Origin of the sequence: Streptomyces sp. NPDC097981, assembly GCF_040302565.1 — a bacterium.
Classification (GTDB): domain Bacteria; phylum Actinomycetota; class Actinomycetes; order Streptomycetales; family Streptomycetaceae; genus Streptomyces.
In genome coordinates this window covers 36,580-52,784 of record NZ_JBEORW010000017.1, presented here as the reverse complement: position 1 = coordinate 52,784, position 16,205 = coordinate 36,580, and the positions used below count along the sequence as shown (strand labels likewise).

13 protein-coding genes are annotated in these 16,205 nt (G+C 72.2%); 5 read left to right on the top strand and 8 right to left on the bottom strand.

Going from position 1 to position 16,205, the window contains the following annotated elements; genetic code table 11:
* Positions 1-6: 6 nt before the first annotated feature.
* Complete coding sequence (locus ABTY04_RS18320; RefSeq protein ID WP_352214365.1) at positions 7-951, bottom strand: GDP-L-fucose synthase family protein; 945 nt, start codon at positions 949-951, stop codon at positions 7-9.
* A gap of 218 nt (positions 952-1,169) precedes the next feature.
* On the opposite strand from ABTY04_RS18320, the gene gmd reads away from it, so the two are divergent.
* From gmd to ABTY04_RS18305, 3 genes are all read left to right on the top strand, one after another.
* Entirely contained in the window at positions 1,170-2,183 is a 1,014-nt protein-coding gene (gene gmd, locus ABTY04_RS18315) for a GDP-mannose 4,6-dehydratase (protein ID WP_352214364.1), read from the top strand.
* 243 nt (positions 2,184-2,426) lie between these two features.
* On the top strand, positions 2,427-5,207 hold the full coding sequence (locus tag ABTY04_RS18310; RefSeq protein WP_352214363.1) for a CBM96 family carbohydrate-binding protein: 2,781 nt from the start codon (positions 2,427-2,429) through the stop codon (positions 5,205-5,207).
* Between the two features lie 100 nt (positions 5,208-5,307).
* Positions 5,308-5,985, top strand: coding sequence for a hypothetical protein (locus ABTY04_RS18305; protein ID WP_352214362.1), 678 nt, complete (start codon positions 5,308-5,310; stop codon positions 5,983-5,985).
* 64 nt (positions 5,986-6,049) lie between these two features.
* Here the strand turns inward: ABTY04_RS18305 and ABTY04_RS18300 are convergent, their stop codons facing one another.
* Together ABTY04_RS18300 and ABTY04_RS18295 are read right to left on the bottom strand one after the other, a co-directional pair.
* Positions 6,050-7,189 carry a glycosyltransferase gene (locus tag ABTY04_RS18300; protein WP_352214361.1) on the bottom strand — a complete coding sequence of 380 codons (1,140 nt, stop codon included), beginning with the start codon at positions 7,187-7,189 and terminating at the stop codon, positions 6,050-6,052.
* Entirely contained in the window at positions 7,186-7,725 is a 540-nt protein-coding gene (locus tag ABTY04_RS18295) for a WcaF family extracellular polysaccharide biosynthesis acetyltransferase (RefSeq protein ID WP_352214360.1), read from the bottom strand. Before ABTY04_RS18295 ends, ABTY04_RS18300 begins: the two co-directional genes overlap by 4 nt.
* A 137-nt stretch (positions 7,726-7,862) precedes the next feature.
* Here ABTY04_RS18295 and ABTY04_RS18290 point away from each other — a divergent pair, with 137 nt between their 5' ends.
* Positions 7,863-9,362 (top strand): hypothetical protein, encoded by a 1,500-nt coding sequence (locus tag ABTY04_RS18290; protein ID WP_352214439.1) that lies wholly within the window; start codon positions 7,863-7,865, stop codon positions 9,360-9,362.
* A gap of 12 nt (positions 9,363-9,374) precedes the next feature.
* On the opposite strand, the gene ABTY04_RS18285 is transcribed toward ABTY04_RS18290, so the two are convergent.
* Genes ABTY04_RS18285 through ABTY04_RS18275 form a run of 3 tightly spaced genes read right to left on the bottom strand, consistent with a single transcriptional unit; the run spans position 9,375 to position 13,536 of the window.
* Positions 9,375-10,604, bottom strand: coding sequence for an MATE family efflux transporter (locus ABTY04_RS18285; RefSeq protein WP_352214359.1), 1,230 nt, complete (start codon positions 10,602-10,604; stop codon positions 9,375-9,377).
* Positions 10,601-12,334, bottom strand: a complete 1,734-nt coding sequence (locus ABTY04_RS18280; RefSeq protein ID WP_352214358.1) for a lipopolysaccharide biosynthesis protein — start codon at positions 12,332-12,334, stop codon at positions 10,601-10,603. Before ABTY04_RS18280 ends, ABTY04_RS18285 begins: the two co-directional genes overlap by 4 nt.
* The gene (locus ABTY04_RS18275; protein ID WP_352214438.1) at positions 12,331-13,536 is read right to left on the bottom strand and encodes a glycosyltransferase family 4 protein; all 1,206 of its coding nucleotides are present in this window, start codon (positions 13,534-13,536) and stop codon (positions 12,331-12,333) included. Before ABTY04_RS18275 ends, ABTY04_RS18280 begins: the two co-directional genes overlap by 4 nt.
* 172 nt (positions 13,537-13,708) lie before the next feature.
* Here ABTY04_RS18275 and ABTY04_RS18270 point away from each other — a divergent pair, with 172 nt between their 5' ends.
* Entirely contained in the window at positions 13,709-14,179 is a 471-nt protein-coding gene (locus ABTY04_RS18270) for an FAD synthase family protein (RefSeq protein ID WP_352214357.1), read from the top strand.
* A gap of 34 nt (positions 14,180-14,213) precedes the next feature.
* Here the strand turns inward: ABTY04_RS18270 and ABTY04_RS18265 are convergent, their stop codons facing one another.
* A complete protein-coding gene (locus ABTY04_RS18265) occupies positions 14,214-14,936 on the bottom strand; it encodes a CDP-alcohol phosphatidyltransferase family protein (RefSeq protein ID WP_352214356.1) in 723 nt (240 codons plus the stop codon).
* Between the two features lie 60 nt (positions 14,937-14,996).
* The gene (locus ABTY04_RS18260) at positions 14,997-16,196 is read right to left on the bottom strand and encodes an MFS transporter (protein WP_352214355.1); all 1,200 of its coding nucleotides are present in this window, start codon (positions 16,194-16,196) and stop codon (positions 14,997-14,999) included.
* Between the last annotated feature and the right edge of the window lie 9 nt (positions 16,197-16,205).

The window sequence follows — 16,205 nt, the reverse complement described above, 5'->3', positions numbered from 1 at the left end:
GTGCGTTCAGCCCTGCTCGCGCCACCACCGGTAGGTGGCGGCGATGCCGTCCCGCAGCCCGATCTCCGGCTTCCAGCCCAGCGAGGTCAGGCGGGTGACGTCCAGGAGCTTGCGCGGGGTGCCGTCCGGCTTGGAGGTGTCCCAGGCGAGCCGTCCGCGGAAGCCGGTCACCTCGGCGACGGTCTCGGCGAGGGCCTTGATGGTGAGGTCCTCGCCGCAGCCGATGTTGACCGGCTCGTCGCCGTCATAGCTGCCGAGCAGCACCGCACAGGCGGCCGCCAGGTCGTCCACGTGCAGGAACTCGCGGCGCGGGGTGCCGCTGCCCCACAGGGTGACCTCTTCGCGGCCCTCGGCGGCGGCCTCGTGGAAGCGCCTGATCAGGGCGGGCAGCACGTGCGAGGTCTCCAGGTCGAAGTTGTCGCCCGGGCCGTAGAGGTTCGTGGGCATCGCCGAGATGTACGAGGCCCCGTACTGCTTCCGGTACGACTGGACCTGGACGATGCCGGCGATCTTTGCCAGGGCGTACGCCTCGTTGGTCGGCTCCAGAGGGCCCGTCAGCAAGGCGTCCTCGCCGATGGGTTGCGGGGCGAGCTTGGGGTAGATGCAGGACGAGCCCAGGAACAGCAGGCGGCCGACCCCGGCGGCGTGCGCGCCGCCGATGACGCTGAGCTGGATCTTGAGGTTGTCCTCCAGGAACTGCACCGGATACGTGCTGTTGGCCATGATCCCGCCGACCTTTGCGGCGGCCAGCACGACGGCGTCGGGGCGAACGTCCCTCAGGTACGCCTCCGTTGCCGCGGCATCGCGCAGATCGAGGTCGGCGCGGCCCCGGGTGAGCACCTCGTGGCCGTCGGCGGTGAGCCGGCGGGCGACCGCGGAGCCCACGAGGCCGCGGTGGCCCGCGACGAAGACGCGGGCGTTCGGGGGCAGGAGCGGCAGCGAACTTGTCATACCGCCGATGATGCCAGTCCGTTGCCTCGGGGTGCGGCCGAGGTCCGGCCGCCGGACGCGGGCCGTGTACGGTACGCATCCAGCCCCCGGGGACCGGGTGTACGCACGCGCGCGGTGCGAAGGCCCGTGCAGGGCGAGGCGCAGCCTCGAACGGATGGGGGGCCGGGGCGGGCCCCGCTCGCCAGAACAGACCGACACGATTCACAGGGGGACCCCACATGGGCAAGACCGCACTGATAACCGGCGTCACCGGACAGGACGGCTCCTACCTCTCGGAGTTGCTGCTCTCCAAGGGCTACACGGTGCACGGCCTCGTGCGGCGGTCCTCCAGCTTCAACACCGAGCGGATCGACCACATCTACCAGGACCCGCAGACCGCCAACCGGTCCTTCGTCCTGCACCACGCCGACCTGTCCGACGGGGTCGCGCTCGTGAACCTGCTCCGGGAGATCCGGCCCGACGAGGTGTACAACCTCGGCGCCCAGTCGCACGTGCGGGTGTCCTTCGACGCCCCCCTCTACACCGGCGACGTGACCGGGCTCGGGGCCCTGCGGCTGCTCGAAGCGATCCGGGCCAGCGGTGTGGACACCCGGATCTACCAGGCCTCGTCCTCGGAGATGTTCGGGGCCACGCCGCCCCCGCAGAACGAGAAGACCCCGTTCCACCCGCGCAGCCCGTACGGCGCCGCCAAGGTCTTCGCGTACTGGACCACGGTGAACTACCGTGAGGCGTACGGCATGTTCGCCGTCAACGGGATCCTCTTCAACCACGAGTCCCCGCGCCGCGGCGAGACCTTCGTGACCCGCAAGATCACCCGAGCGGTCGCCCGGATCAAGGCGGGTCTCCAGGAGCACCTCTACCTCGGCAACCTCGACGCGGTCCGCGACTGGGGCTACGCCCCCGAGTACGTGGACGCCATGTGGCGGATGCTCCAGCAGGACGAGCCGACCGATTACGTCGTCGCCACCGGAGTGGCCGCCACGGTCCGGGAGTTCGTCGAGTCCTCCTTCGCCCACGCGGGCCTCGACTGGGCCGACCACGTGCGCTACGACCCCAAGTACGAGCGCCCGAGCGAGGTCGACGCCCTGATCGGCGACGCCTCCAAGGCCCAGGAGCTGCTTGGCTGGAAGCCGACGGTTCTGGTGGCCGAACTCGCGCGCATCATGGTCGACGCCGACATCCGGCAGGTCGAGGACCAACTGGCGGGCGTGACGGTCCGTATCGACCGCTGAGGCCGTATATTTCGCCTACGATTTGCCGTGTCCCGGTCATCTCCACAGGTATCGGTGGGTGTGGCCGGGTCAAACCTGCCGTATGTCTGTGCGCCCTCCGCGCTGAACCCTGTTGATTCCAAGTTGGTATGCAATGGGTCAAGGGAGGTGACCGGGCCCTCGTGCGAGCCCTAGTCTGCGCCAGTACATATGGCTGTTCGGATAGTTCCAGCCATCAAACCGGGCGATTGCCCTGGGGGGCTCATGCGTAGATCCAGAGGGCTGACTGCTGCCCTCGTCCTGTCACTGGCCGGCGCCGGCACCGGTATGGGCCTGGTGCTGATGCCCGAGGCGTCCGCCATCACGCCTCCCGTGGCATTCACCGCGGACGAGTTGCCGACCTGGCAGCCCAACGGCATCGTCTTCGCGATGGCCGAGGCGAACGGCACCGTCTTCGCGGGCGGCACCTTCTCGGCCGTCCGCCCGCCCGACGGCACCGGCGGCGCAGAGCAGGAAGCGGTCAACTTCACGGCCCTCGACGCCGCGACGGGCAACCCGACCTCGTGCAAGCTCGCCTTCACGGTCGGCGAGGGCACCGCGACGGTACGGGCGCTGGCGGTCTCCAAGGACAAGAAGACCCTCTACGCAGGCGGTTACTTCGGCGCCGTCAACGGCACCCCGGTCTCCAGCCTAGCCGCGATCGACATCGAGAGCTGCACCCCCAAGGCCGCCTTCCACCCGGGCTTCCCCGCCACAGTGCGCGGACTCGCCGTCTCCGACGACACCCTGTACGCGGCAGGCGACTTCGGCACCGTCGAGGGCCAGACCCGCGAGCGGTTCGCCGCGGTCGACGCCGGCACCGGTGCGCTCAAGCCCTTCGTCGCCAACGCCGACGAGGTCGGCCGCGCGGTCGAGGTCACCCCGGACGGCAAGAACGTCCTGCTGGGCGGTGACTTCTTCTCGGTCAACGGGTCCAACACGCACGCCCTGGCCGTCGTGAACGCCACCACGGGCGCGGTCGCCAAGACGTACAGCAACATCCCGTCGAACTCCGTGGTCAAGGACATCGCCACCGACTCGACCGGCTTCTACACCGGCAACGAAGGCTCCGGCGGCGGCGTCTTCGACGGCCGCATCGGCCTGAACCTGAGCGACTTCAGCGAGAAGTGGCGCGACCGCTGCCTCGGCGCGACGCAGGCCGTCCTGCCGTACGACGGGGTGCTCTACAGCTCCTCGCACGCGCACGACTGCTCGCTGGAGGGACAGTTCCCCGACGGCAAGCGCAACTTCCTGAACGCGCAGCTGACCAACTACGAAGGCACCGCCCCCGCGCCCGTGGACGGCTTCGTGCGCAGCCCGCGCAAGCTCGGCTGGCACCCCACCGCCAACGACGGCATCGGTGAGGGCATCGGCCCGCGCGTCATGAGCATCGCCGAGAAGAACGACGTCAAGTACATGTGGGTCGGCGGCGAGTTCACCCAGATCAACGGCAAGCCGCAGCAGGCGCTCACCCGCTTCGCGTCCACCGGCGACGTCGGCGCCCCGACGACCCCGGTCGCGAGCGCCGGCAGCGTCAAGCCCGGCGAGGTCCAGGTCCGCTGGCGCACGAGCTACGACGCCGACGACAGCAAGCTGACGTACCGGATCTACCGCAACGGCTCCGCCACCCCCATCGCCACCGTCGCCGCCGAGTCCCTGGAGTGGGAGCGTCCCCAGGCCTCCTGGAACGACACCACGGTCAAGGCCGGCCAGACCTACACCTACCGCGTGACGGCCACCGACGGGGCGGGCAACACCAGCGCCCTGTCGGCCACCGCCTCGGTCACGGTCCCGTCCTCGGTCCAGTCGTACCCGAACCAGGTACGTGCCGACGGCGCCACCCTGTACTGGCGCTACGACGACACCGTCAGCCCGTACGTCGCCGATTCCTCGGCCGCCGGCAACACCAGCGGCGTCCAGGTCAACGCCCCGGCGCTGCGCCAGACGCCCGGAGCGGTCAGCGGCCCGAGCACCGCGATGGGCTTCAACGGCACGAGCCAGCAGGTGTACAGCGACCACCGCCAGACGGTGGGCAACACCTTCTCGGTCGAGACCTGGTTCAAGACGAACACCACGCGTGGCGGCAAGCTGATCGGCTTCGGCAACAACACCACGCGCAACAGCGGCTCGTACGACAAGCAGATCTACATGACCAACACCGGTCGTCTGGTCTTCGGCGTCTACAACGGATCGACCCGCACCGTCTCCACCGGTCTGCTCGACACGTACAACGACAACAAGTGGCACCACGTCGTCGGAGCCATGGGCGCCGGCGGCATGGAGCTGATCGTCGACGGCCAGAGCAAGGGCACGCTGAACAACGTCACCAGCTCCGCCTCGTACGAGGGCTTCTGGCACGTCGGCGGCGACAACCTCGCCAACTGGCCGACCAAGCCGACGAGCAACTTCTTCGCCGGCCAGATCGACGAGACGGCCGTCTACCCGAAGGCGCTCACCGCGGCCCAGGCCAAGAACCACTACGACCTGGCCAAGGCGCCCACCGACACGGTCTCCAAGGTCACCGCGACCGAGGACACCTACATCAACGAGGGCGCCCCGAGCACCGCCTACGGCACCTCCACCTCGCTCGCCGTCCGGGGCACCTCGGCGTACGAGACGTACCTGCGCTTCGACCTGCCGGCCGCGCCGGCCGGGCAGGTCCTGAAGTCGGCGTCGTTGCAGGTCAAGACGTCGAGCCAGGCGAGCGCCGGAACCACCGACAAGGTGTCCGTGGTCCCGGTCACCGGCACCTGGAGCGGCGCGGCGACGACGTTCAAGAACAAGCCCACCCTCGGCGCCACCCCGCTCGGCGAGTTCGCGGGCGTGCCGGACGGCTCGGCGGTCCAGAGCACCCCGCTGGACACCGCCGCGCTCTCCGCGGTGCTGGGCAGCAGCTACAGCCTGGGCCTGACGAGCACGGGCACCGACCCGCTGTGGATCTGGTCCATGGAGTCGACGGCAGCGGACGCCGCTCCGCAGCTCGTCCTCACCTTCGGCGCGAAGTAGCCGTCTGACGGAGTGCGGGGCCCGGCCGTGCCACGCCGGGCCCCGCACCCCTTTCCCCACCGAGTCCCACCCGATCAACCGGCAAGTACGGGAGCCCTTGATGTACCGACGTTCCGCCGCGGCTGCTGTTCTGCTGGCCGCAGCTCTGACCCTGACCGCCTGCAGCTCGGGCGGCGACGGCAAGGCCGACGCCGCGGCGGCGAAGCCGAAGCCCCCGGCCTCTTCGGCGGTCCCGGATCCGGCGGACGCCCCGGCGGCGCCGGCGGCGCCCGACGCCAAGCCGACCGGCCCCGTCCTCCCGGACGCGAAGCTCACCCCGAAGACGGGCAGCTTCAAGGCCAACGAGAAGCAGTACCTGAGCGGGCGGGTCCCGGAGAAGACGGACCCGGCTGCGGTCCTCCAGACCGGCCAGGAATCCTGCCAGCGGGTGGAGCGCACCGCGAAGCGCGACAAGGACGCGGCGACCGGGTCCATCGTCGCCGGGGAGATCCCGGACGCCAAGGACGCGATCACCTACCTGTGCCCCGAGCAGAAGCCCATCCTGGACGCGGCGTCCAAGGGCTTCGGCGACGGCACCCGCCAATCGCCCGCGGCGGGTACGTACCGGGCGCTGACCCAGAGCACGACGTGCAGCTGGGAGGCCAAGGGCAAGGACGGCGCGGTCCTGGCCTCGGGCCCGGAGACCGCTCCGAAGGCCGGCGACAAGATCACGGCTGCGATTCCCTCGGGGACGGCGGAGTTCACTTCTTCGGGCTGTTACGCCTGGATCCCGGCGTAACACACCCGGCACCGTCCGAGAACGCCGCCACCGCACCCCGAACCGGGGGACGGGGGCGGCGTTTTCACCTGCCCGCCGGCTGCGCCTTCGCGCGCCTGGCCCCCTCGTAGACGGGCAGGAGGGTGTCCAGGACCGCTTCCATGGAGAAGGACTCCGCGGTCAGTCGGCGGGCCGCCCGTGAGGCGGAGGCGTTGGCCTGCGGGTCCAGGAGGGCGAGGACGGCGGCTGCAACGGCCGCGGGGCCGGGGTCCACCGCACGGCCCGCCCCCGCGGAGGCGATGGCGCGGGCCAGCCCGTTGGAGTGGGTCACCACCGTGGGAACGCCCACCGACAGGGCCTCCAGGACCGACATCGGGAACGGCTCGTCCACCGACGGCAGGACGTACACGCGGGCCCGGCGCAGCTCCGCCAGGACCTCGGCGGTGGGCAGCGCACCCGGGACCGTGAAGCGGTCGCCGAGGCCCAGCTCCGCGATGCGGGCGCGGACCCCCGCCAGTTCACCCTCGTCCGGGCCGGCCACCACGAACTCCGCGTCCGGGTGCGCCGCCAGGACCGCCGGGGCCGCGTCCACGAAGTCCACCGGGCGCTTGCGGGCCTGCAGGCGGGCCGAGTACAGGATGCGCGGCGGACCGGCGGGTGCCGGGCGCTCCTCCTGGGCGGGGGTTCCGTTCACCAGCCGGACCGCCCCCGGCAGCGGGTATCCCATCACCGCGTCGAGGCCCTCGCGTTCGTGCGGGGTCAGGTACAGCACGGCGTCCGCGCCGCGCAGCAGCCGGCGTACGGCCACCGCGTCCAGCACCTTGGCCAGCAGTTTCCCGCTCGGGTCCACCATCCCGTGGGTCTGGAGCACCAGCGGCTTGCCGGCCCGCAGCGCCGCGAGGGCCACCGGCAGGGTCACCAGGTCCCGGGCCAGGTGGACGTGGACCACGTCCGCGTCCCGGACCAGCCGGCCCGCCGAGGCCAGCAGGGCCGGCGAGGTCATCCCGCTGAAGCCCAGGGGGAGGATCCGCCGGGCCGGGAACAGCTTCGCCGGCACCCCCTCCACGGAGGTCGGCCACGGATCCGGGAAGCCTTCGCCGAGCGCCAGCAGGCGGGCCTCGTGGCCGCGCGCCCGCAGCCCCCCGGCCAGGTTCAGCGCGACCCGCACCGGGCCGCCGAAAGCGTGCGAGGGGGAGTGGAGCGTGACGGCGTGCAGGACTCTCAATTGGGCTCCTCGACCGGGCGGCGCTGCCCGTCCATCGTCTGCAGGGTCAGTGCAGGAAGGTTTCTGTGGATCACGGATCCGGCGCCCGCCACCGCGCACCGGCCCACCGTGACCCCGGCCAGCACGGTCGCCCGTACGGCCACCCACGCGCCGTCCTCGACCACGATCGGCGCGTTGCGGTAGCGGAAGTCGGCGGCCCGGTGGTCGTGCGAGCCGGTGCACAGCAGGGCTTCCTGCGAGATGCACACGTTCGCCCCGACGGTCACCTGCTCCAGGTTCAGCAGCCAGGCGCCCTCGCCGATCCACGTGTGGTCGCCGACGGTGAGCTTCCACGGCCACAGCACCCGTACCCGGTGCCGGATGAGCACTCCCTCGCCGATCCGCGCACCGAACGCCCGCAGCAGTGCGACCCGCAGCCGGGCCGGACAGAACCACGCCATGAACAGCGTGTTCATCACGGCGAACCAGAGCGCCTGCGTCAGCAGCCCGCGCCCCTTGTCGTACCCGGCCAGCGTGAAGGAAGGAAGATCGCGCAACTGTCGCCCCTCATCGTGCTCCACCCCGGAACCCGTCCGGGCAGACCCCCGCAGGCGCGCCTCCCCGGGCGCCGCCCGTTCAGATTAGACTGCGCGCGGACCAGGCACATGGGGTGGGGGCAGCAGTGGCAACGGACATACGCAAGCCCTCAGTCACCAGGCCGGTCCCCGAGTCCGAGGACCCCCACACGTGGGGACGGGTCACCAGCCCGCGCACCCTGCTCTCCCGCGCGCTGTCCGTCCCGCTCATCCTCGGCTTCACCGTCTTCCTGCCGCTGTTCGTCGCCGTCCAGTCCGGCGACGGCCAGCGCGACGCCGCCTTCTGGCTCCAGCTCCTGCTCACGATGTACGCGGGCGCCCGGCTCTCCGCGATGGTCCTCACCAGCCGCCGCAAGCTGCTCCAGGGCTCCTTCTGGCTCTTCGTCTACATGGCGATGGGCGTGGCCCCGCTCGCACAGGCCGTCCTCGGCCGGGTCCCGACCCCCGTGGTCGGCCCCCGCTCCGACCTCACCATCGCCATCGGCCTGGTCCTGCTCGGCTGCACGGCGTTCGACGTCGGCGTCCTGCTCGCCCGCCACCGGCCGGCCGGGCGGGCCGGCGGCTCCCAGAAGGAGCCGCGGCCGGTCATGGTCCACCGGCGCCGCCTCCAAGTGCTCACCGCCGTCGCCTTCCTGTGCAGCACGGCGTTCATCGTGAAGCTCGGCGGCCCGGCGGTCTTCTTCTCCAGCCGCCAGGAGATCATCGCGGGCATCCAGGAGGCGGGCGTGTCCAACGGCGACGGCCAGGCCGGCCAGGCCCTGCTCCGCGGCTTCGGCACCGTCCCCGCGCTGCTCGCCCTGCTGCTGTACACGCGCTGGCTGATCACCTCGACGTACGCCCGCCGCAAAATCTCGGTCATCGTCGCCTGGGGGGCACTCGCCCTGCTGAACCTGGTGGTCAACAACCCGGTCTCGAACCCGCGTTACTGGTTCCTCACGGTCCTGTTCGCGCTGCTGTTCACCGTCTTCCCGGTGAGCGCCGCGATGTACCGGGTGGCGCTGTCGATGGCCGTGGTCGTCGCCCTGCTCGTGTTCCCGTTCGCGGACCGCTTCCGGTACGACGAGAAGAACTACAAGCCGGTCGAGACGACGTCGTTCCTGGAGCCGATGGCGCTGAAGGACTACGACCAGATCGGCATGTTCGCGAACACCATCACCTACTCGAACTCCGGTCCCGGGCACCTGTACGGCCGTCAGCTCGCCGGATCCCTCTTCTTCGCGGTGCCGCGCTCGGTCTGGCCCGGCAAGCCGAAGGACACCGGCGTGATGATCGGCGAATGGATGGGGACGGTCAACACCAACCTCTCCTCCCCGATCTGGGCGGAACTGTGGCTCGACTTCGGGCCGCTGGGGATGGGCGCGGGACTGCTGGCCACGGGGTACGCCGCGGCCCGGGTCGACCGGCGCTACGCCAAGCGCGCCACCCGCAGGTCCGCGCCGGGGAGCCTGATCTCGGTGGTGGTCCCGCTGGTGGCGGGCTACTCGTTCATCCTGCTGCGGGGACCGCTGCTGCAGGCCTCGGGGCGCGTGGCGATCGCAGGCCTGTGCCTCGCGCTGATCGCGACGTACCGCCAGGACAGGTCCACCACCCTGCGCTGACCCACCGCGCGGTCAGGCGGCGCGGGCCGGTTCCGCGTCGGCGTTCGCGGGCGCGGCCGGGAGCCGGGAGACGCGGAGCCAGGCCGCCGCGGCCTTGAGGGCCGAGCCCGCCGCCAGGCCCCAGGCGGCGCCGGCCACGCCTCCCACCGCGTACCCCCCGAGCAGCAGCGCCACCGACAGCAGCGAGAAGACCACCTGCAACGACAGCGTGGCCTTCGGGTTGAGCACGCGCAGGGTCAGCAGCGCACACGTGCCCAGCCCCATCACCGCGTACTGCACCCCCGTGGCCGGGAGCAGGGAGGAGGCGGCAGCCCAGGTCTCGCCGAGCAGCCGGCGTCCCACCCGGTCCGGCAGCGCGTACAGCACGGCCCCCCACCCGGCGCCGAGCACCGCCAGCACGCCGCCCATCGCCGCCGTCAGCCGGACCACGCCCCGCTTGCCCGAAGCCCGCCCCACCACCGGCGGCCCGAACGCGTTCGCCGAGTTGAACAGCACGTTCAGCGGCCCGAACACGGTGGTCGCGCCCCGCAGCGCGCCCACGGCCAGTGGGGTCGCGAACACGCCGAGGCCGAGCACCGCGAGCTGGCTGGAGCCGTTGCCCACCGCGAACTCGACGACGAACCGCTGCCCCAGGTGGCCGCGCCGCAGGTACGGCCGCAGGTCGGCCCGCGCCCCGCGCACGTACGGGCGCAGCAGGAACAGGCCCAGCGCGAGTGCCGGAAGCGCCGAGACGCCCCACACCAGCACCAGCCGCCCCGCCGAGGCCCCTTCGGGCTGGAGCAGCAGCGCGGCGACGACACACGCCAGCCGCAGCGCATCCGCGGCCAGGGCCCGCTCGGGGGCACGCAGTGCGGAGAAGCAGTACCGCAGCCCGTCCTGGACGAGCACCAGGGGAAGTACGAGGCCCAGCGTGAGGAACGCCCGGCCGCCCGCCCCGGGCAGGGCGGCGCCGACGACGGCCAGCGCCGCGCCCACCGCCGCGGAGGCGGCCCCGGTGAACGCGAGGCCCGAGCGGCAGACCGCGCCGAGCCGGTCCTCGTCCTTCTCCAGCACCACCGTCTGGCCGACGTACGCCATGTTCAGCCCGAGGAGCACGCTGAACGTCACGTACACCATCGAGAAGTCGGCGAAGCCGGACGCCGAGGACAGCCGGGCGGCCAGCACGAGCACCAGGATGTTGGTGGCGCTGGACGCGGCCTGGTCCAGGACCGAGGAGACGGCGGCGAGGCCGCGCCGGCTCATCTGCGGCCCATGCGCACCGTGCGCAGGGCCACCGTGTCCGTGCCGTCGCCCGGGATGTGCTGCTCCTGCCGGTCGGGCTGGTGGGGCTCGCGGGTGAGCGGCTGCGGGGCGGGCGGCCGGGAGTCCCGGGCCGGGGCGGCCGCGCCCTTCTGCCTGCCGCCGCGGCCGCGCTTCTCGCCCGGCAGCGGGGCGTGCACCACCGCGCCGAGCACCGTGCCGCCGGCGCCGCTGATCAGCTCGCGGATCCGGGACAGGTCGGTGCGGTGGACGGCGCGCGGATCGCAGACGACCAGGACGCCGTCGACGCGGTCGACGAGCGCGAGGGCGTCGGCGTACGAGAGCACGGGCGGCGCGAGCACGACGACGGTGGAGTTGGGGGAGTCGGCCTCGGAGATGAGCCGGGTGGCGCGCGGCGAGGTCAGCGCGCGGGCCACGTTGCGGACCGGCTCGCCCGGGATCAGGTCGAAGGCGCCCGATTCGCCGGCGTCGACGACGAGCTGGCGTCCGTCGGGCCAGTCGGATTCGCCCTGCGCCGGACCGCCGGCCGACTGGCTCCAGCGCGGCCGCCCGCCGGCCCCGGTGGGCAGCTGGCTGGCCAGCACCGGCGTGCGCAGGTCGGCCTCGATGAGCAGGACGTCCTTGCCGGTCTCCGCGAAGGAGGCGGCCAGGTTCACCGCCACGGCCGCGGCCGTCTCGCTGCTGCCGCGCGGGGCGACGACGAGCAGCCGGCGCCGGTCGGCGAAGCGGGAGTCGTAGGCGAGCCGGAAGGCCACCGAGCGGAACTCCTCGGCGAGCCGGGGGTCTTCCTCGCCGGCCGCGAGCAGCGGCCCGCCGCCGGTCTTGGTCCGCGGCAGACGGCCCAGTACGGGGGCGCGCAGGGCCCGCGCGACATCGCCCTCGGAGCGCGCAGCGGGGTCGAAGACGAGCCGGACCCATGCGGCGAGCAGGCCGAGGGCGAGGCCCACGGCCGCGCCGAGCGCCAGCGACATCGGGATGCCCGGACCGTCGGTGCCGGACGGCGGCGTTGCGGGGCTGGTGACCCGGCCCGGGGTCATGTCCAGGGCCTGGAGCTTGGCGATGTTGCTGTTGAGGGTGTTGACCTTCTGCTGGAGGTCCGTCTTCGAGGAGTACGCGGCGTCGCGCCCCGGACCGGCCGGCATGGAGTTGATCTGCTTGACGAGCTCGTCGAGGTTCTTGGCGACCGGATCGCGCTGTTCCTGGTAGCCCTTGACCATCTTGTCGCGGGTGACGTCGAGGGCTTCCTGCCGCTTGAGCAGGTAGGCCTCGGTCATCGCGTTGGCGCGGGTGGCGGCCTCCCTGGGGGAGGACGCGGTGTAGGTGAAGCGCAGCACCATCGTCTGCGGCGGGTTGGTCACCTGGAGGCCGCTGCGCAGGCCGGAGAAGTCCTTCGAGGTCACGCCGAGCTTCTTCGCGGCCTCGTTGGCTATGGAGGAGCTGAGCGCGACCTGCCGCTCCGAGCCGATGTTGATCGCCTTGTCGGGCGCGAGGCTCGGGTTGAACGGGTCGTCGGTGGGCGCACGCAGCACGATGTCCGTGGTGGCCACGTAGGTGTCGGACGTGGAGATTCCGAGGTAGACGCCGCCCAGCAGGCCGATGCCGACGCCCGCCCCCAGGAGGCGGCGGTAGCGCAGGAGCTGCTTGAACTGGTCCCTGAGGAGGTCCGGTTCGTCCTCCGCCGGGACGGACGCAGGGCGGTTCGTCTCGATCACGGCTGCGGACCCCCAAGTGCTTCGTCTATCAGTGCGTCGATACGGGCCAGGCCCGCGTCACGGCTCAGGTGGGCCGCCACGTGGCGGGGCCCGGCCGCCCCCAGCGCGTCCGCGCCGTCGGGGTCCTCGGCCAGGGCCCGTACGGCCTTCAGCAGGGCGTGGGGGTCCTCCGGTGGTACGAGCACCCCCGCGCCCGAGCGTTCCACTTCCTGGGCCGTACCGCCCTCCGCCGCGACGGAGGCGACGACGGGCCGGCCGGCCTGGAAGTAGGAGGTCAGTTTGGACGGCACGCTCATGTCGAGCACGGCCGCGTGCTGCGTCACGGCGAGCACGTCCGCCGCCGCGAGGATATCCGGGAACTCTCCGTCGGCGGCAGGGGGGATGATGTCCAGGTTCGGTACGTCGGCCGCGAGGTCGGCGAGGGCCGAGCGCTGGCTGCCGTCGCCCATGAGGACGAAGCGAACGCCCGGGTCCAGGCGGGCGGCGCCGACGAGCACCTCAAGGCCTTGCTTGAGACCCATGTTCCCGGAGTGCAGGACGACCGGTTCGCCGGGTGCCCAGCCGAGGTGGTGCCGGGTCTGGCCGCGCGGCTTGGTGGGCTGCGGGACGTGGGACCAGTTGGGCACGAGGCGGATCTTCCCCGGGTCCACGCCCATGCCCACGACCCGGTCCACGAAGGTCTCGTGGATGACGCCGACCAGGGTGGCCCGCTTGAGGGCGTACGCCTCGGCGCGCCCGGCGATCGCGGCCGCCTTGTCGCCGCCGCTGATCCCGCTCTGCGCGGCGGCCGCGCCCATCAGGTCCTGGACGACCGGGACGAACGGGACCTTCCAGCGCGCGGCGAGCCGGGCGGCGAGGACGCCGCCGGCCAGGCTGGGCATCTGGGCCATGACCGCGTCCGGGCGCGGCATCCGGGGCGGCGCCACGGCTCCGTGCAGCAGAATCGATCCTTCAAAAAGGGCGCGCTTGACGGCGGTCTGACGGGGCGGCACCGTGTGTGCGCGCCGGTGCACAGTGACCCCCGCGCGCTGTTCCGTGCGCCGGAGCGCCCCTTTGTACTCCGGCTCCAACGACCAGGACGGGTAGTGCGGCATGCCGGCGAGTACATGGGTGTCGTGGCCGAGATCCGCCCAGTGCTCCGCGATCTGGGTGGCGTACGGCCCGATCCCCGCGTGCTCCGGAGCGTAATTGGTGGAAACCAGCAGCAGCCGCCGGTGACCGGATCTCGACACTGAACGTCCCCTTCTCCCCAGGATGATGCGCACGTCACCCTATTCGTTCACCGGCAGGCTGCGGAACGTGCACGCTATTGTCGGCTAATCCGCCACACCGGGGGGTGTGGTTGCTGGGGGGTAACTCATGACGGAGCGCGACATGTCCGACCTTGGCGCACCTGCGCACAGACCGTACCGGGTCGGGTATGCCCCGGGCGCCTACGATCTGTTCCACATCGGACATCTCAACATCCTTCGCCACGCCCGGAGTCAGTGCGACTACCTGGTGGCCGGAGTGGTCTCCGACGAGATGGCCGAACTGGCCAAGGGGCGCCGCCCGATGATCCCGCTCGTCGAGCGCCTGGAAATCGTCCGCAGCGTGCGGTACGTGGACGCGGCGTTCGTCGAAACCGTCCCGGACAAGGTGGAGACCTGGAAGCAGGTCCGCTTCGACGTGATCTTCAAGGGCGACGACTGGCGGGGCACCCCCAAGGGCGACAAGCTGGAGAAGGACTTCGCCGCCGTCGGGGTCGACGTCGTCTATTTCCCCTACACCGTGCACACGTCCAGCACCCAGCTGCGCCGGGCACTGGACGCGCTGTCCGAGCCGCTCGGCGCGGAGCGCCGCTGACCGGGTACGGAACCGGTCGGCGCGGCCCGGAGCCTCAGCGCGGCACGGCGCTGAGCTCCCGGAACCACTTCGCGAGGAACGCCGCCAGGAACAGCACGGCGAAGGCGCCGAGCCCCGCGTAGGCCCAGCGGAACAGCGCTCCGCCCCCGAGCACCAGGAACACGAGGCAGAACACCCCGTAGTCCACGGGCAACAGCGCCACCGCGCGCACGGTCGACGGCGCCGCGGCGGGGCTCCCCGGCGCCGGCCTGGGCTTGAGCTTCTCGGTCAGCAGCCCGCCGAAGAAGGTGACGACCGAGGCGAACTGAAAGCCCAGCGGCACCAGGAGCCAGCCGTCCCCACTCGTCCCGTACGCGTCGGGGAAGCGGTGGAAGGCGATCAGTACGCAGGTGTGCAGGGCGGTGAGCTTGGCGCAGTCCACGACGTGGTCGAGCCACTCGCCCGCCGCGCTGCCGCCCCCGCGCAGCCGGGCCAACTGCCCGTCGGCGGAGTCGAATGCGAAGCCGACCGCGAGCGCGGCCCACACGGCGACGCCCAGCCCCCACGAGGGCGCGGCGAGCGCGACAGCGGCGATCGCAGCGAAGCTGAAGGCGGCACTGACCAGCGTCACCTGGTTCGGGGTCAGCCCGAGCGCATGGGACGCGGCGGCCAGGTAGCGCCCCGCGGGCCGGTTGACGAACCGTGAATAGAGCGACACCCCCTTCGCCGACTTCTGCGCCCCGCGCAGCTCTTGCAGCGCGGTCCCGAATCTCGCCATGCGTACCCCTGATTCCTGCGGCTGCACACGTGTACGGGTGCACGTGTGTACGAGGCCACATCATCGCAGGGCGGCCGAGGATTCCCGCTCCGGTTCCCTGCGGACGTCCGGGAGCAGCAGCACCGAGAGGTTCGCGGCGGAACTGAGGACCGCTGCCACCAGCAGCGGCGCCGCGGCCCCGGTGACCCCTGCCAGCGGCGCCGCCACCGCAAGTCCCAACGGCCGCGCGGCGAAGGAGATCAGGGTGTCGAACGAACCGACCCGGCCCAGCGTCTCCGGCGGGATGCGGCGCTGCATCTCCGTCTCCCACAAGGGGCTCAGCACGCCCAGGCCGGACATCGCGACGAAGAAGGCGGTCGCCGTCACCGCCGCGGGCAGCCGCAGTGCGAGGGCCGTGAGCGGCAGGGCCTGCGCGGATGCCCCGACGGCGACCCCGTACAGCGGCCTCCGTACAGGCAGCCGGCCGGCCGCCCAGACGCCGATGAGCATGCCGATGGTGCCCACTTGGGCGATGACCACCCATGTCGCCGCCCCGCCCAGGCTCTCCACGGCGATCAGCGGTCCGAGGGTGAGCAGCAGACCGGCCGCGAGATGCCAGACCCCGTGGGCGAGCACATTGGCCAGGAACCAGGGGTGGCGGCGCGTCTCGGACCAGCCGGCCCGCAGTTCGGCGGTGAACCCGGCGCGCCTGCGGACCCGCGGGACCGGGGCGGTCCGCAACCCGCCGAGGGTGAGCGCGGATGCGGCGAACAGCACGCCGGTGAGCAGGGAGGACCAGCCGGCGCCGAGGGCCAGCATCATCGTGCCCGCCGCTGCGGGCCCCGCCATCTGCGCGAGCCCGCTCGCCACCCCGAGCCGGGCGTTGACCCGCAGCCGGCCCTCGGCGGGGACGACGGCGGCGACGAGCGTACGGGCCGAGGGGTTGCCGAACGCGACGCCGGCGCCGGTGACCGCCGCGAGCGCCGCGAGCCCGGGGATCCGTACCGGGCCGGCCAGCAGGAGGGCTCCGGTCGCGCACTGCGCGCCGGCGCGCACCAGGTCGGCGGCCAGTACGACCCGCCGGGCGGGGAAGCGGTCGGCGGCCACGCCCGCGACGGGCAGCAGGAGCAGCATCGGGAGCAGTTCGCACGCGAGCACGATCCCCAGGGCTGCGGCCGAACCGGTGCGTACGACGGCCAGGGTGAGGGTGGTGGGGATGAGGGCGGAGGCGAAGGCGGCGAAGGTGCGCCCGGCGAGCAGCCGCCAGATCGACGAGGTCATGACAGTAAA

What these genes read in the sequence shown, in the direction of transcription:
- ABTY04_RS18320 (WP_352214365.1), bottom strand. Translation starts at nt 951, where the DNA reads ATGACAAGTTCGCTGCCGCTCCTGCCCCCGAACGCCCGCGTCTTCGTC.
- gmd (WP_352214364.1), top strand. Translation starts at nt 1,170, where the DNA reads ATGGGCAAGACCGCACTGATAACCGGCGTCACCGGACAGGACGGCTCC.
- ABTY04_RS18310 (WP_352214363.1), top strand. Translation starts at nt 2,427, where the DNA reads ATGCGTAGATCCAGAGGGCTGACTGCTGCCCTCGTCCTGTCACTGGCC.
- ABTY04_RS18305 (WP_352214362.1), top strand. Translation starts at nt 5,308, where the DNA reads ATGTACCGACGTTCCGCCGCGGCTGCTGTTCTGCTGGCCGCAGCTCTG.
- ABTY04_RS18285 (WP_352214359.1), bottom strand. Translation starts at nt 10,604, where the DNA reads ATGAGCCGGCGCGGCCTCGCCGCCGTCTCCTCGGTCCTGGACCAGGCC.
- ABTY04_RS18270 (WP_352214357.1), top strand. Translation starts at nt 13,709, where the DNA reads ATGTCCGACCTTGGCGCACCTGCGCACAGACCGTACCGGGTCGGGTAT.
- ABTY04_RS18265 (WP_352214356.1), bottom strand. Translation starts at nt 14,936, where the DNA reads ATGGCGAGATTCGGGACCGCGCTGCAAGAGCTGCGCGGGGCGCAGAAG.
- ABTY04_RS18260 (WP_352214355.1), bottom strand. Translation starts at nt 16,196, where the DNA reads ATGACCTCGTCGATCTGGCGGCTGCTCGCCGGGCGCACCTTCGCCGCC.